Origin of the sequence: Acinetobacter sp. YH01003, assembly GCF_013420525.1 — a bacterium.
Classification (GTDB): Bacteria; Pseudomonadota; Gammaproteobacteria; order Pseudomonadales; family Moraxellaceae; genus Acinetobacter; species Acinetobacter towneri.
Map to the genome: position 1 here is coordinate 22891 of NZ_VOXY01000012.1, position 15083 is coordinate 37973.

Genomic DNA, 15083 nt, shown 5'->3' on the forward strand with positions numbered 1-15083 from the left:
GCATGAATACAGCGTCTGACCACACTTTAGCGAGCAGCTCGCAGCATAGCTCTCCGAGCCTGCAACGCAGTAAACGCTTTGCCACCATTGCTTTAGTGATTGCCGTGCTGGCATGGCTGGCATTAATGCTGACCGCAAAATTACTGCCTGAATATACGTGGTTGATTCACATACTAATGCTGTCTGCCGAAGCAGGCGTGGTCGGTGGTCTGGCAGACTGGTATGCGATTACGGTGCTGTTTCGCAATCCTTTTGGCAAAATGCCAATTCCTAAATTCTTACGTGATCACACCGAAATTATTCCACGCAACAAAGACCGTATTGCCGAGTCGATGGGGCGTTTCGTACAGGAAAACTTTTTATCGCCCCAAGTGGTACAAAAAAGCCTGCACAGCACTGACTTATCTTTATCCGTGGGCAAATGGTTGGCGAATCCACAAAATAATGCGCAAGTGACCCAAGTCATTCAGCAGACTGTACCGAAAATTTTTGAATTTGTCGGGCAAGAACAAATTGGGCGCTTTATTCAAAGCAACAGTGTGCAATGGGTTCGCAACACGCAGGTCAACCACTTGGCCAGTGAAATGCTGCGTGCGGTTTTGGAAAATGACTTTCATCAGGATGTGCTGCAACGCGGTTTAGACCTTGCCCATGACTGGATGCTGAAACATCCTGAAAAAAGCCGTGAATTGACCCGTCAATTGTTTAAAGAGCTTGGCGTGTGGAAACTGGCCAAAGGTGCGAGCTGGATTGGAATTGATGTGCAGCAACGCACCATAGATTCTTTACTGCAACGGGTCGAATCTATGTTGGCAGACCCTGAACACCCTTGGCGACAAAAAATTGAAGAGGCTGGGCAACAACTGATGTTACAACTGGCAGATAACAACAGCAGTGCCAGTCTACGTCTAAATGACACTAAAAATGCCCTATTAGACAGTCCACAAGTCTTGAATTTTATCAGTGGTGCAGTGGTGATTCTCTGCAATGCGATTAAGGAAGATTTACAAAAACCTGATTCGGGAATTGCACAAAACCTGCGTGTTGCTATTCAGCAAGTCGGTGAAAATATCATTGCCAATACCGCAGTACGTCAATTACTGAATGAAAAAATGAGTACGATTGCGGTGAACTTGTCAGATCAATATAGTGAAAAAGTAATTCGCTTTATTAGTGAGCGCATTCATGAATGGGACTCGCGCGAAATGATTGGCAAAATTGAAAACGAAGTCGGTGGTGATTTACACATGATTCGGGTCAATGGTGTAGTGGTAGGTGCATTTATTGGTCTGGGATTGGGGATTATTCGGGCATTGGTGGAGTTGATTTGAGATGAAATTTTTTTGATAAGTCGATCTTGAGGTGTTCAATCAAAAATAACGCCTCGAACGATCTATTCAAGCCACATCATCACCCTTTACCCCATTTGCATTCCCCCCTGAAAACGCTACGATGTAAAACAAGCTGCTGCCACAACCAGAACCCCACTATGCTCGATATTCACGCGAAACTGCCTGCTCAAGGTCTGAGTATTTTTAGTACCATGTCTAACTTGGCACAACAACTGAGTGCCTTAAATTTATCGCAGGGTTTTCCCGACTTTCCCCCACCTGCAGCATTACTGGATGCTTTAAGCCAAGCCACACACGCAGGCTTCAATCAATATCCTTCGGGCGATGGTTACTTGCCACTACGCGAACAACTGGCACAGCAATTTTTACAGCGTGATCAGCTAATGCTTGACCCGATCAGTGAAATTACCATCACCCCAGGGGCAACACTGGCTATTTTTAGCATCATGCAAACCGTGCTGCAGGCAGGCGATGAAGTCATTATTTTTGATCCAAGTTATGACAGTTATGCACCCTGTGTAAAATTGTTGGGTGCAAAAGCCGTTCATATTCCGCTGCAGGCTCCACATTTTCAGGTGGACTGGAATATGGTCAAAGATGCGATTCATGCCAAAACCCGCATGATCATCATCAACACACCACATAACCCCACAGGCACAGTATGGTCAGCGCAAGATTGGCAGCATTTAATTGATGTTATTCAGGAACATAATATTGTGGTGCTGTCCGATGAAGTCTATGAACATTTGGTCTTTGATGCGCATCAACACCGCTCTGCACTGTCTTTTCCTGAGCTTAGGGAACGCAGTTTTGTCGTGGGTTCCTTTGGTAAAACTTTTCATGTCACAGGCTGGAAAACAGGCTACTGTGCGGCTGCACCTGCCTTAATGCAGCTCTTTCGCCAAGCCTATCAATTTATTAATTTCTGCGGAGTTAGCGCTGTGCAAGTGGCTTTGGCAAATTATATGCAGCAGCACCCTGAACATATTGCAGAACTGGCAAAGTTTTATCAGGACAAACGTGATTTGTTTAATCAAGGCATTGCCAATTCACGCTTTCAATTCAGCCCTGCACAAGGCACTTATTTTCAAAATTTAGATTACAGCAATATCCGTCCCGGCTTAAATGCTGTCGATATGTGCCATTTTCTAGCCGAGCAGCACGGCATTGTCGGTATTCCTGTGTCTGCATTTTATCAAACCCCACCCGATGATTTACGTTTAATCCGTTTCTGCTTTGCTAAAAAAACCGAAACCCTGTTGCGTGCAGGTGAAATTTTATCGGCAATTTAAGCGATGAAGCTCCACTGAAATGTCACTGAGTTACTGAAAAGCTAAGGCTTTTTATGACCAAATCATGCTAGGGTGAAATTTCAAACAACCGCATATTGAAGCGCAGGATTTGGCATGGCAAGACCTCAGGCACTGGTCGATCACCCTCAGCTTTGGAAAACCTTTTTGGTGTTTCTATTGCCACTGATTGCCACCAATATTTTGCAAAATCTTTCGGGCACCATTAACACGATTTTTGTCGGGCAAATGCTCGGTGTGGAAGCCATTGCTGCGGTGTCGGTATTTTTTCCCATTATTTTTTGCCTGATGGCCTTTGTGATTGGGCTTTCGGCAGGATCGACCGTGTTGGTCGGGCAAGCGTGGGGCGCACAAAATGTCGAAAAAGTGCGTTGTATTGTCGGTTCGACTTTATTTATGACCCTAATTGGCGGCAGTTTCATTGCCTGTTTGGGGGTGATTTTTGCCGAACAAATTTTAATATTATTAGGCACAGACCCTAAAGTGATGCATCTATCCCTGCCGTATGTGCAATGGATGTTGGCAGGCAGCCCACTGCTGTTTGTTTATATTATTTATACCTCTATTTTACGTGGAGTGGGCGATAGCCTTACGCCACTCATTGCCCTGAGTTTGACTAGTTTAATGGGATTGGTGATTACCCCCATCCTGATTGCAGGTTATTTTGGCTTTCCTCGCTTGGGCATTATTGCCCCTGCAATTGCCACCATTCTGGGCTATCTGGCTGTTTTAATTTTTTTGGTGATTTACCTGAATAAAAAGAATCATCCCTTAAAAATGGATGTGCATCTACTACGTCAAATTCGGCATCAACCCAATTTAAGCAAGGTGATTTTACGCTTAGGGATTCCCACAGGCTTACAAATGGTCACTACCTCTATGGCAGGTTTGGTGATTGTCGGTTTGGTCAATCGGCATGGTGCTGAGGCCACTGCCGCCTATGGCGCAGTTAATCAGGTGTTGAACTATATTCAATTTCCTGCGCTATCTATTGCAATTGCCGCTTCAATTTTTGCTGCACAAGCCATTGGTGCAGGCAAAGCCGAATTACTGGCTAAAGTGACCCGTACAGCCTTAGGCATGAATTTGCTGATTACAGGTATTTTAGTCACCTTGGGTTATTTATTTTCTAAATATCTGATGGCGTTGTTTATTACCGATCCTGCGGTGGTGGTACTGGGTCAGCAGCTCTTATTTATTGTATTATGGGCCATTTTATTTTTTGGTGCCAGTGCAATTTTTGCCTCCATTATGCGCGCCAGTGGCACGGTCAATGTTCCAATGATCATCAATATTTTAGCGATTGTTTTAATTGAAGTACCGTGTGCTTATTTCTTCAGTCAGTGGTGGGGTTTGCAAGGAATTTGGTATGCCTATGCCTTGGCATTTGTGAGTCTGTGCATCGGTCAAGGTGCGTATTATCAATTTGTCTGGAAGAAAAAAACCATTCAGGTTTTGGTCTGAATGGTCTGTTATATTTGTAAGTTAGATTAACCGCGTTTCTTGCCCAACTTAGTCGCCCATGCGGTAACTTTCTGATAACCCGTTGGAACAATACGCTGGATTAAATCCAAAGTTTTGGCATCATTACCAATCAATAAACGGCGCTTGTCTTTTTGTACCGCTTCTAAAATTTGGCGCGCCGCTTCTTCAGGCGGGCAACGCAATAATTTATTAAAAGCACGTGCCGATTTTTCAGGATTCATGCCCAAAGTGCGCATGCTGTCGTTCATTTTAGCATTGTTGGCAATATTGGTACGAATCCCGCCTGGATGCACGCTCAACGCACTCACACCACAATTTTCCAAATCCAATTCCTGACGCAAAGACTCGGTAAAACCGCGCACCGCAAATTTGGTTGCGTTATAAGCCGACTGCGTTGGCTGTGCAGTTAAACCAAATAAACTGGAAATGTTAATGATATGACCATCTCCCGTTTGTTTGATTAAAGGCAAAAATTCTTTGGTGCCATAGACCACACCCCAGAAATTAATACCAACAATCCACTCCAACTCTTCGTAACTTGCACCTTCTACGGTAGAACCCAACGCCACGCCTGCATTATTAAAAATCATATTGACCGAGCCGTGGTCTCGCACAGTTTCAGCTGCCCATTCGCGCATTTGTTCTAATTTAGAAACATCCACCTTTTTAATGGTCACGCGCACATTACTGTCTTTGAGCAAATCCACTGTTTGCGCCAAACCTTGTTCATTCACATCACTGAGCGATAAATGACAGCCTTGCTTCGCCAATAGAACAGCCAATTGCTGCCCAATACCCGAGCCTGCGCCTGTAATTGCGGCAACTTTATTTTTAAAATTTTTCATGTGATTTCCTTGAGTATGTGGCGTGCACAGTTCAGACCTGCTTGTTGTTTTGTAGGGCTGTGCGATGCGCTGTGGTTTAAATATAATTTTGACAATAAGTATTGTCAATATAAGCCAGTACGAATATCGCAAATGAATCTGAAAACATAGGTTTAACAGATAATTATTGCTAGTATAAAGCCTAATTACGGTTCTTATTTGGCTTAACTGAACATGACAGAACAACTGCCCGTGACTGCAGAAACAGAAAAAACCACCCAGAAACAACAAAAAGAACGTCAGTTTAAAGGCTTGTCTTTAACTGAGCGCAAACAGGCGCGTCGTGAAAAACTGATTGAGGCAGGTATTCAAGCCTATGGCACGCATGGTTTTTTTGCCGTGACCGTAAAAGATATTTGTACCGAAGCCAAACTAACCGAGCGCTATTTCTACGAATCCTTTAAAAAAAGCGAAGAACTGTTTCAGACCATTTTTTTAAAATTGATTGATGAATTACAGCAAAATGTCATGCAAGCCATTATGCAAGCCTCGGCTGATCCTAAAAAAATGATTGATGCAGGACTGACTGCTTTACTGACCACGCTAAAAAATAACCCGCAAATGGCACGTATTATTTATATTGATGCCATGCTGGTGCAAGAACTCCATAACCAAGCCACCATTCACGAAACTATGTCGCGTTTTGACCGCATGATTCAGGCCTTTGTCATGCTGATGATGCCGCATTTAGACCGCCCCAACCGAGAAATTTCACTGGTAGCGACAGGCTTAAATGGTTATGTCACCCAAATTGCGATTCGCTGGGTGATGAGCGATTTCAAACAATCCATGGAAGATGTCTTGTCTTCTTGCCGTATTGTATTTTTATCGTTATTACAGACCTTTTCGGAAAAAGAGCAAGCTTTTGTGAAAGATTCTTCGACATTGTCATAAAATCGAAAAATATTCATAATATTTTTCAAATTCAGAGGGGTCTGCTGACATTTCATAAATGGCTTGCGCTGTAGGCTAAAACTGAGCAGATCAGGCATGAAACGCAGGGAATAGTGGGTCTATTGCCAAGTTTCATAACGCAATCTGAGAAAGTTTTAGCTACAGTCCTTCGGAACGAGCATATTTTTTTGCCGCTATTGCGTTATGAGTCAGTCACTTAGAATAACTAAATTTCCTGCCTCATGCCTTATATCAGCTAAAAAATCTTGCGAGATATATCTCTCACGTCGCAAACATAGACGAAGTGTCAGCAGACCCTATTTACTTTGACTGAATCTGTTCAGTTTTTTCATCAAATCGACACTATTTTGTCACAAATTATTGCAAAAATAGCCCATTCAACCCTTTCTGCAATGATACTGTCATAATTAATCTTTGTAATAAGCCTGTCATAAATAAAACGGTCCACCGTTAACACCTATAGGATATTGCGTTGTGAAAGATGACTACATTTTAATCGTCGATGACGAACTTCCAATTCGGGAGATGATCCATACCTCTTTAGATATGGCAGGCTTTCAGTGCTTACAAGCAGAAGATGCAAAACAAGCTCATCAGATGATTGTCGATCAACGTCCAGCGCTTATCTTGCTTGATTGGATGATGCCAGGCGGTGTCAGCGGTGTAGACTTGTGCCGTCGCCTAAAACGCGATGACAACCTTGCTGAAATTCCTGTGATTATGCTCACTGCACGTGGCGAAGAAGATCACAAAGTTCAAGGTTTAGATGCTGGCGCGGACGACTACATGACTAAGCCGTTCTCGACCCGTGAACTGGTGTCACGTATTAAAGCGGTCTTACGTCGTGCCAATGCCTTAAGCGGTGAAAAAACTATTGATGCCAACGGTTTAATTTTGGACCCAGTCAGCCAGCGTGTCAGTTTTGGTGACAATATTTTAGAAATGGGCCCAACCGAATATCGTCTATTGGCGTTCTTTATGACGCACCCAGAGCGCGCTTACACCCGAGCGCAATTGCTTGACCAAGTCTGGGGCGGCAATGTATATATTGAAGACCGAACTATTGATGTGCATATTCGTCGTTTACGTAAAGTTTTAGAACCGTATGGCGTAGACCGTTTTGTACAAACGGTACGTGGTACAGGCTATCGCTTCTCGACACGTGCGGATGTTGCTTTAGGCTAAAATTATTTTATGTACGAACCTTACCCAGTCCCTGAACTCGCCCGTGACCTCAAACAAGTTCGTTACAGCAGTTTATGGACTTTTGCCAAACAAGATTTTCGTTTATTGGCCTTTTTCCTAATTATTGCAAGCTTGATTGGTTTTGGGATTGGGTATTTTTGGATTTGTATTAGCCTCGCCTTTTTGCTGTTTTTTCTTCAGCAAATGCGCTCCCTCTATTTAGTTAATGATTGGATTTCCAATCGTCCTTATGATGTGCCGCCAAATCTGCATGGTATTTGGGGTGCATTACTGTTCAATGTTTATCGCTCACAACGTCAGGAACGTATCGTTCAGGCCGAAATGGTCGGGTTGATTGATCGCGCCCAGTCTTCATTGGTGGCGTTGGATGAAGCCGTGATGCTGATTGATGAAAATCATCAAATTGAATGGTGGAACCCTGCTGCTGAAAAGCTATTGGGTATTCAGCCTTTAGACCGTGGACGCAACATCCTCACTATTTTGCGCCAACCTAGTTTTATTGAATATTTTAATCATATTGATCAAGCACCTGACGGTTTAAAAATGAAATCTAGCGTGCATGAAGGGCAATATGTGCAAGTCAAAATGACTCAGTTTGGTGGCGATAGCCGTTTGTTATTTGCTTACGACATGACGCGTATGCATAACCTAGAACAAATGCGTAAAGACTTTGTCGATAATATTTCACACGAATTACGCACTCCGCTAACGGTGCTGAGTGGTTATATCGAAACCTTTACCGATCAGGAAGATATTAACCCGCGTTGGAAACGTGCTTTTGAGCAAATGCAGTCACAAACCAGACGCATGAACGCTTTGGTAAATGACCTGCTGCTGCTGTCGCGTCTGGAAAATGAAAAAAACATCGCCAAAAATCAAATTATTGAAATGCCAAGTTTAATGAATCAATTATTTGACGATGCACATGCCTATAACGTCGATTATGGACATACGCTCAACTTAAATATTGACAGTCATTATGATCTGATTGGTTCAGATGTAGAATTGGCCAGTGCCTTTAGCAACCTGATCACCAATGCGATTAAATATACCCCGAAAGGTGGGACGATTACCATTGGCTGGCATGATGATGGCAATCAAGGTTATTTTACTGTGGAAGATACAGGCATCGGGATTGATCCGAAACACTTACCACGCTTAACCGAACGCTTTTATCGTGTAGACAGCGCACGTAGCCGACAAACAGGCGGTACTGGTTTAGGTTTAGCAATTGTGAAGCACGTTTTGATGCAGCATAATGCACACTTAGAAGTCGAATCTAAAGAAAATCAAGGCTCTATATTTAAAGTCATGTTCCCAAAAGAGCGTTTGTATTACGAAACTTAAGCGCTGGTTGAGCTAAAATAGACAATAAATTACAGATTTAAAAAACAAAAAAACGCCAAATTACTTTGGCGTTTTTTATTTCTTTATTCACATATTTTATTCAGCAGAAACGATATGTCCCAGGGCTTTCCCCATTTCCACTACAGAATTGGCTTTGAATTCAGCATCCCACTGCATTTTATTTTCTTCAAACAAAACAATCGCGGTTGAACCCAAATAAAAACGTCCTAATTCTGCACCTTTTTCAAGGAATAATTGGTGCTGATTCAGCTCCAAACGCCCTGATGGTTTCACTTTGCCTGTCGCCACGGTTTCAATGCCCGCCACAATCATGGCACCCACCAAAACAACCGCCATACGACCCAATTCGGTATCAAACAAACACACCATGCGCTCATTGCGGGCAAATAAACCCGGAATATTTTCGGCTGTGGTTTGATTGACAGAAAACAACTCACCTGGCACATATAAAGTTTCGGTGAGTGTGCCTGCAAAAGGCATGTGTACACGGTGATAATCGCGCGGAGATAAATACACGGTTGCAAATTGACCATTTTTAAATGGTTCAGCCAATTGCGGGTCGGCAATTAAGTTTTCAACAGTAAATTGCTGACCTTTGGCCTGAAAAATTGCCCCATCTTCAATTTTACCCAACTGTGAAATCGCCCCATCTGCAGGCGATACAATGCTGTTCGGATTGCTGTCAATTTCCCGCACACCCTGCTTTAAAGAACGGGTAAAAAATTCATTAAAAGATTTATATTTCAAGGCATTGCTTTGTTCTGCCAAAGACATATCAATGCCGTATTGCGCCTTGAATGCAGTGATCACCGCATTTTTGAGCACAGGATGCTCACTGGCTGCAAGTTTACCCACAACACGTGATAATTGATGTTGTGGCACAACGCGTTGTGCCTGAATGAAAATTTGTTTTTTTAAACGTGATGTGAGGCTCAAGACGGCAACTCTCCAGTAATAACAGGACTGTCAGGGCGGTTGCCCCATTCACTCCACGCACCATCATAGGCCTGAATTTTCCAACCCAATAAACGCCCTAAAATGTAGGCCAAACCTGAACGGTGATGTGACTGACAATACACCACTACAGGTTCGTTTAAATTGAATCCGAGTTGTTCCAGACGCTGTCGTGTGCGTTCTAAGGGATGCAATTTTAAATGATTTTCACGATTAAGGGCAGTACTCCATTCAAAATGCAATGCCCCAGGAATGTGACCGCCGCGTCGTGCAGCCAAACGCAGCCCTGTATATTCATCTATGGTGCGGCAATCCCAAAGTTGCACCGACTGGTTTTGGCACTTTTCTAATAGCTCATCATATTGAATTCTATACTGATTTTGCTCGGCAACAGGAACAAGCATGCTGACGGGTGTTAGCGGTTCAACCTCAGAAGTAGTTGGAAAACCTGCTGCCAACCATGCGTGAATCCCACCATTTAGTAAACTGGTATTTTCAAAGCCTAAACAGTGTAAATTCCAAATCAGACGCCCTGCCCATGCGCCACCTTCATCGTCATAGGCGACCACATGATGCTCAGGGGAAATACTCAAATACTGAATCAAGTCTTGTAAAGCCTCGGGTTCAGGCAATAAACCCGATGTATCTTCATCCTGACGTAGCAACATGCTCGGTTTGACCTGTAAAGCATGCGGAAGATGCAATTGCTCGTACACCGAATTGCGGCTCAAATCGACAATGCGCAATTTTTCATGCCCTAAAAAGGGAACTAAATCTTCTGCTTCAATCAGCAGTCCAAAATTGAATGGAGAAGTGCTCATTTTTATGCGGTTCAGTCTGTTTGGCAATCAACTTTAACTTAGTATAGGTCATTTTTGATAGCATGCTGTTTTTTTCATAACTTTCGCAGAATTTTAACAATCACATGCTTTAATCTAGAAAAAAACCGAAGATTTTCTTCGGTTTTTTCAATGTGCTCAGGTTTTAAACAGGCGTTTGTATTTCAAAAACTTGGCGTAAATATGCCAAGAAGGTGTCATTATCGGTCATGGTTTTACCCGGACTATCGGACAATTTCGCCACCGACTGACCATTACATTCCACCAATTTCAACACAATATTTAGCGCAGTTTGCCCCATATCATTGGTTAAGTTGGTACCAATCCCAAAACTAACCTGAAAACGGTCTTTAAAATACTGATGCAAGGCCCATGCTTTTTCGACATTTAAACCATCACTGAAGGTCAGCATTTTAGTTTTACTGTCAATTTTTAGCTTTTTATAATGTGCATAAGCTTTATCGCCCCACACATACGGGTCGCCACTGTCATGTCGCAAGCCATCAAATAACTTGGCAAAATACAAATCAAAGTCACGCAGGAAAGCATCCATCCCGACCACATCAGTCAAGGCAATGCCTAAATCACCCCGATATTCTTGCACCCAAGTTTCTAGTGCGGCTTTTTGGAAGTCACGTAAACGTACATCTAGCGCCTGAAATGCCTGTAAAAACTCATGTGCCATTGTCCCAATTGGGGTAATGCCTAATTCTTTAGCCAACAGTACATTACTAGTACCACGAAACACTTCAGGTACAGCTTGATGAAAAGCCGCAATCACGTGCTTTTGCCATGCAAAACTATAACGGCGGCGCGTACCAAAATCTGAAACCAAAAATGGTGGATCTTCAGGCAGTTGCTGCTGTTGGTAACTTTGAATCAGGGCAATTTTTTGCTGTAAACGGCGCTCACCTTCTGCCCAAACCTCATCATTACGGATGCGCTGAAAATACAGTTCATTGACAATTGCCAGGACAAAAATCTCGAACATCATGGCCTGTACCATCGGGCCTTCTACCCGAATATCCAAACGACCTTGCGCATCAATACTGGCGTGAATAAAACGACGCTTGAGCTGAAATAATTCTAAATAATCGACAAAGTCACTTTTAATAAAGCGTAAATTACGCAAATACTGCAATTCATCTTCTTTAAATTTCAACTGACACAAATGATCAAGCTGCGCATTCAACTCAGCTAAAATATCGCTCAGTGGATACGCGGTATCTTCAAGATTACGGCAGCGGAATTGATACACACTGTGCGTTTGCGGAAATTTATGCAGCACCACCTGTAACATGGTGAATTTATATAAATCAGTATCGAGCAGAGATTGAATAATGGGGGTCATAGGGATCATCATTTCGCGGTACTTCTTGCATTAAAGCATACTTTATTCAGCAAAAAAGGGCTTTTATCGACAATCTTGTTACAACTTTGCTGAAGTGTAGCCTTCCCAAGATATTTTACCTCTCTGCGGGCAGCTACCGTTGTGATGCTTTCGTGATTGATGTTAATGCACGCCAAAGTGCCTAAGTTTGCTACAATCTGCAGCCATCCCCCACACTGAGAAAATTAGTCCCCCATGCGCGCATTATTACAACGAGTTCTTGAAGCCAAAGTCGTGGTCGATGGTGAAATCACTGGCGAGATTCAACAGGGTATTTTGGTATTTTTGGGCTTAGGCAAAGACGATAATTTTGAGAAAGGCAAAAAGCTGATTGATAAAATTTTGAAATATCGTTTTTTTGATGATGAACAAGGCAAAATGGGTTGGAATGTCAGTCAGGCCAACGGCGGCATTCTCTTAGTGTCTCAATTTACCCTGATGGCGCAAACTCAAAAAGGTTTACGTCCTGATTTTGGCCCTGCGATGCCCCCAAACGATGCCAAAGCGCTGTATGAACAATTGGTGGACTATGCCAAAAGTCAGTTTGACAGGGTGGAAACAGGTATTTTCTCTGCCGATATGAAAGTGCATTTGGTAAATGACGGGCCTGTGACTTTTTGTTTGGAAGTCGAGTAAATCACATATAAAAAAACCTCTGTCAAAAATTGATCAGAGGTTTTTGTTTGGGTCTGAGCAGCTTATTTACCCGTTTTTTGTTTAATAAACTGGCGTGCCATTTTAATTTTTTCTTTTACAGGTTTTGGTAGTTTAGGTGGAATCAATTTCGCTGCTTGGTTAAACCACACCAATAAGCCAAAATCACCTTCCATTTTAATGCTGCCATTTTGCATGCCTGTCATAAATGCAGTTGGATCACCTTTCATTAAGGTTTTTACGCCTTGCTCGCTGTCTGCAAACTGCAAAATAAAATCGGCTTTTTCTGCATCGCCTGCCACAGTGTCAATATGTCCATTGTTGACAATAATTTGACGCGCCATACCCAAGTCTGTGCCAATTTGAATACGGAACTGGCGTTCATGCACCAACTCAATAAATTTTGGACTGGTACGTGCCAGTTGTTTCATACGCAATGCCAAACCTGCCACGAGAAGGTCAAGTGGATCGGTGCTGACATCAACCAAAGGAAGTTTGACCACAGGAATTGCAGAAAGTTTCATGACAGTGAAGCCTATTGTAATTGTTGGATAATGAACAGACTCATCCTATCACAACTCCCGCTTTTTGCTGCAAGGCTTTGTATAACAATCTTTAGGAGGGTGTTAAAATTTTGTCGCTGTTTGGATGGCGCAAACTGCCGTACAGATAAAGCAAAAAAGATGCAAACCAGTTGCATCTTTTTAAAGTTTTTGAATTTAGTCTGTACGATTTAGCGGCTTGAGCACTGCTGCTGATCGTCTTCATAGACTGGGGTATGTTCGATATAGCGACGTTTTGCCAAAGCACGCTCTGCCCGACGGTCTTCTCGTAATAATAATAAAGTCACCAAAGTCATCGCCAAGAAAATTGCCGACAAGTAACTGTAGGTAATTGGCAGTTCAAATACGCTTTGCACACTGTAGCGCACCACTTCCAATAAACCCCAAAACACCATACCTGCCAACATAAAGTTTAACCAGCGACGATAAGGCGAAAAGAAAACAGCAATCAACGCAGCTGCGACGAGGCTTAAGCCTACAATGGTCGCTAAATTCGCTGTTAGCATAAAAACCTCCGTCTAAAGATGCAGCCTCTTTTTGAATTGGTCTGCGACTTCAAATACCGTTTAAATAAATAATGGATGTCGATTTAAATTCTATGTCTGCATTATGCTGCGTTTTCTAGATAAAAAAAGACTTGTATTTTTATAAAGCGACACACCTTGTCGCAATATTATATTGTCATTACATTTTTTAAATTTTGTAGTTTTCGGGAAGCTAAGCTAGCTCTTTATTCGCGTGTCATTACAAAAAAACACCTTATTTTTTTGCCTTAAAAAATATTTTTTTCATTCAATGCTGTTGCGGTTTTTATCGACAGTTTTTGTTTACCGTTCATCGTTATCTGCTGATTATACAAACAAAAAACGCAGCATGACTGCTGCGTTTTTTTCATTGAATTGTCATATTAGGCACGGTTCAAGTCTTTGTCATGCACGCCCAATAAGTACAGCACACCATCTAAGCCCACGCTTGAAATGGCTTGATTGGCGTTTTGACGTACCAACGGTTTAGCACGGAACGCCACACCTAAACCTGCAATAGAAAGCATTGGTAAGTCGTTCGCACCATCACCCACCGCAATGGCTTGTTCCAAAGAAATCCCCATTTTGTCTGCCAGTTCACGTAGCAATAATGCCTTACGCGCACCATCCACAATGTGACCTTTTACTTCGCCTGTAACCATGCCATTTTCCACATCTAGAATGTTGGCATGCACTTCATCAATCCCCAATTTTTCCTGCAGATATTCTGCGAAATATTGGAAACCGCCCGACAAAATAGCGGTGCGATAACCCAAAGATTTCAGGGTTGAAATCAGGCGTTCAGCACCTTCGGTCACGGTCAGACGTTCGGCAATTTTAGGCAACACAGCAGCATCTAAACCTTTGAGCAATGCTACGCGCGCGCGGAAACTTTGCTGAAAATCCAGTTCACCCTGCATGGCACGTTCGGTAATGTCCGCCACCTGATCGCCCACACCTGCCTCAATCGCCAACTCATCAATCACTTCTTGTTCAATGAGCGTTGAGTCCATGTCAAAACACACCAAACGGCGGTTACGACGGTAGGCATTGTCTTCTTGTACCGCGACATCCACACTCAGTTCATTCGACAGGCTTAAACACGCAGCACGCATGGCAACTGCATCTAGCATTTGTCCACTTAATCCAAACTGAATGCAAGCACGTTTAGGTTCATCTTCGGCTACATTAAGCTGTGGGCGACCCGACAAACGGGTTACAGTTTCAATGTTAAAACCTTGGCTAGATACAATATGCGTGACCGCCTGTAAATGTGAGGCATTCAGCTCTGGTGCCAGTGCAGTCACGATATAACGGGTACGACCGCCTTCTTTGACCCATTGCTCATATTCAGTTGCAGAGATTGGTTTAAAACGCACAGTTAAGCCAATATCATGTGCTAAAATCAGAATCTCCTTCATGGCTAAAGCAGTTGCAGTCTGGTCTTCTGATGCAACAACAATACCTAAAGTCAGTTGATTATGAATAACAGCTTGGCCAACATCTAAGATTTGTAAGGAATGAGCGGACAATACCTGCATTAATCGAGTAAACTGATTAGGTTGGTCAGGTCCTAAAAATGATATAAGAATGATTTCTCGCATGAATTGACTCGGGTCTGAGCTACAACTATTGTGAG

The 15083-nt window shown here is 42.9% G+C and carries 14 protein-coding genes; 7 read left to right on the forward strand and 7 right to left on the reverse strand.

The genetic code is table 11. The annotated features are described in order from the left end of the window. Positions 1-2 precede the first annotated feature (2 nt). From FTT70_RS10215 to FTT70_RS10225, 3 genes are all read left to right on the forward strand, one after another. Positions 3-1331 carry a DUF445 domain-containing protein gene (locus tag FTT70_RS10215; protein ID WP_131261223.1) on the forward strand — a complete coding sequence of 443 codons (1329 nt, stop codon included), beginning with the start codon at positions 3-5 and terminating at the stop codon, positions 1329-1331. A 158-nt stretch (positions 1332-1489) separates the two neighbouring features. Next, positions 1490-2644 carry a methionine aminotransferase gene (locus tag FTT70_RS10220; protein WP_131261224.1) on the forward strand — a complete coding sequence of 385 codons (1155 nt, stop codon included), beginning with the start codon at positions 1490-1492 and terminating at the stop codon, positions 2642-2644. 114 nt (positions 2645-2758) lie between these two features. Further along, entirely contained in the window at positions 2759-4126 is a 1368-nt protein-coding gene (locus FTT70_RS10225; protein WP_096901501.1) for an MATE family efflux transporter, read from the forward strand. Between the two features lie 26 nt (positions 4127-4152). Here the strand turns inward: FTT70_RS10225 and FTT70_RS10230 are convergent, their stop codons facing one another. Further along, complete coding sequence (locus tag FTT70_RS10230; RefSeq protein WP_096901500.1) at positions 4153-4992, reverse strand: SDR family oxidoreductase; 840 nt, start codon at positions 4990-4992, stop codon at positions 4153-4155. A 213-nt stretch (positions 4993-5205) separates the two neighbouring features. Between FTT70_RS10230 and FTT70_RS10235 the strand changes: the two genes are divergently transcribed. From FTT70_RS10235 to phoR, 3 genes are all read left to right on the forward strand, one after another. Beyond that, a complete protein-coding gene (locus FTT70_RS10235) occupies positions 5206-5925 on the forward strand; it encodes a TetR/AcrR family transcriptional regulator (protein ID WP_004974164.1) in 720 nt (239 codons plus the stop codon). Between the two features lie 495 nt (positions 5926-6420). Next, positions 6421-7131, forward strand: coding sequence for a phosphate regulon transcriptional regulator PhoB (gene phoB, locus FTT70_RS10240; RefSeq protein ID WP_004974162.1), 711 nt, complete (start codon positions 6421-6423; stop codon positions 7129-7131). Between the two features lie 9 nt (positions 7132-7140). Further along, positions 7141-8499 (forward strand): phosphate regulon sensor histidine kinase PhoR, encoded by a 1359-nt coding sequence (gene phoR, locus FTT70_RS10245; RefSeq protein ID WP_179997048.1) that lies wholly within the window; start codon positions 7141-7143, stop codon positions 8497-8499. Between the two features lie 96 nt (positions 8500-8595). Here the strand turns inward: phoR and asd are convergent, their stop codons facing one another. The 3 genes from asd to pncB form a co-directional block, all read right to left on the reverse strand. Continuing rightward, complete coding sequence (gene asd / locus FTT70_RS10250) at positions 8596-9456, reverse strand: archaetidylserine decarboxylase (RefSeq protein ID WP_096901498.1); 861 nt, start codon at positions 9454-9456, stop codon at positions 8596-8598. Further along, the gene (locus FTT70_RS10255; RefSeq protein WP_167846417.1) at positions 9453-10295 is read right to left on the reverse strand and encodes a sulfurtransferase; all 843 of its coding nucleotides are present in this window, start codon (positions 10293-10295) and stop codon (positions 9453-9455) included. The genes asd and FTT70_RS10255 overlap by 4 nt, the downstream gene beginning before the upstream one ends. A gap of 163 nt (positions 10296-10458) precedes the next feature. Next, positions 10459-11664, reverse strand: coding sequence for a nicotinate phosphoribosyltransferase (pncB, locus tag FTT70_RS10260; RefSeq protein ID WP_131261228.1), 1206 nt, complete (start codon positions 11662-11664; stop codon positions 10459-10461). A 234-nt stretch (positions 11665-11898) separates the two neighbouring features. Here pncB and dtd point away from each other — a divergent pair, with 234 nt between their 5' ends. Further along, positions 11899-12339, forward strand: coding sequence for a D-aminoacyl-tRNA deacylase (dtd, locus tag FTT70_RS10265; RefSeq protein ID WP_180168605.1), 441 nt, complete (start codon positions 11899-11901; stop codon positions 12337-12339). A gap of 62 nt (positions 12340-12401) precedes the next feature. Here dtd and FTT70_RS10270 read toward each other — a convergent pair whose 3' ends face one another. The 3 genes from FTT70_RS10270 to serB form a co-directional block, all read right to left on the reverse strand. Further along, complete coding sequence (locus FTT70_RS10270; protein WP_004974140.1) at positions 12402-12881, reverse strand: hypothetical protein; 480 nt, start codon at positions 12879-12881, stop codon at positions 12402-12404. A 209-nt stretch (positions 12882-13090) separates the two neighbouring features. Beyond that, positions 13091-13426 carry a ciprofloxacin tolerance protein AciT gene (gene aciT, locus FTT70_RS10275; protein ID WP_004974137.1) on the reverse strand — a complete coding sequence of 112 codons (336 nt, stop codon included), beginning with the start codon at positions 13424-13426 and terminating at the stop codon, positions 13091-13093. Between the two features lie 401 nt (positions 13427-13827). Beyond that, complete coding sequence (gene serB, locus FTT70_RS10280; protein ID WP_004974136.1) at positions 13828-15048, reverse strand: phosphoserine phosphatase SerB; 1221 nt, start codon at positions 15046-15048, stop codon at positions 13828-13830. Positions 15049-15083 lie beyond the last annotated feature (35 nt).

What these genes read in the sequence shown, in the direction of transcription:
- FTT70_RS10215 (WP_131261223.1), top strand. Translation starts at nt 3, where the DNA reads ATGAATACAGCGTCTGACCACACTTTAGCGAGCAGCTCGCAGCATAGC.
- FTT70_RS10220 (WP_131261224.1), top strand. Translation starts at nt 1,490, where the DNA reads ATGCTCGATATTCACGCGAAACTGCCTGCTCAAGGTCTGAGTATTTTT.
- FTT70_RS10225 (WP_096901501.1), top strand. Translation starts at nt 2,759, where the DNA reads ATGGCAAGACCTCAGGCACTGGTCGATCACCCTCAGCTTTGGAAAACC.
- FTT70_RS10230 (WP_096901500.1), bottom strand. Translation starts at nt 4,992, where the DNA reads ATGAAAAATTTTAAAAATAAAGTTGCCGCAATTACAGGCGCAGGCTCG.
- FTT70_RS10235 (WP_004974164.1), top strand. Translation starts at nt 5,206, where the DNA reads ATGACAGAACAACTGCCCGTGACTGCAGAAACAGAAAAAACCACCCAG.
- phoR (WP_179997048.1), top strand. Translation starts at nt 7,141, where the DNA reads ATGTACGAACCTTACCCAGTCCCTGAACTCGCCCGTGACCTCAAACAA.
- FTT70_RS10255 (WP_167846417.1), bottom strand. Translation starts at nt 10,295, where the DNA reads ATGAGCACTTCTCCATTCAATTTTGGACTGCTGATTGAAGCAGAAGAT.
- pncB (WP_131261228.1), bottom strand. Translation starts at nt 11,664, where the DNA reads ATGACCCCCATTATTCAATCTCTGCTCGATACTGATTTATATAAATTC.
- dtd (WP_180168605.1), top strand. Translation starts at nt 11,899, where the DNA reads ATGCGCGCATTATTACAACGAGTTCTTGAAGCCAAAGTCGTGGTCGAT.
- FTT70_RS10270 (WP_004974140.1), bottom strand. Translation starts at nt 12,881, where the DNA reads ATGAAACTTTCTGCAATTCCTGTGGTCAAACTTCCTTTGGTTGATGTC.
- aciT (WP_004974137.1), bottom strand. Translation starts at nt 13,426, where the DNA reads ATGCTAACAGCGAATTTAGCGACCATTGTAGGCTTAAGCCTCGTCGCA.
- serB (WP_004974136.1), bottom strand. Translation starts at nt 15,048, where the DNA reads ATGCGAGAAATCATTCTTATATCATTTTTAGGACCTGACCAACCTAAT.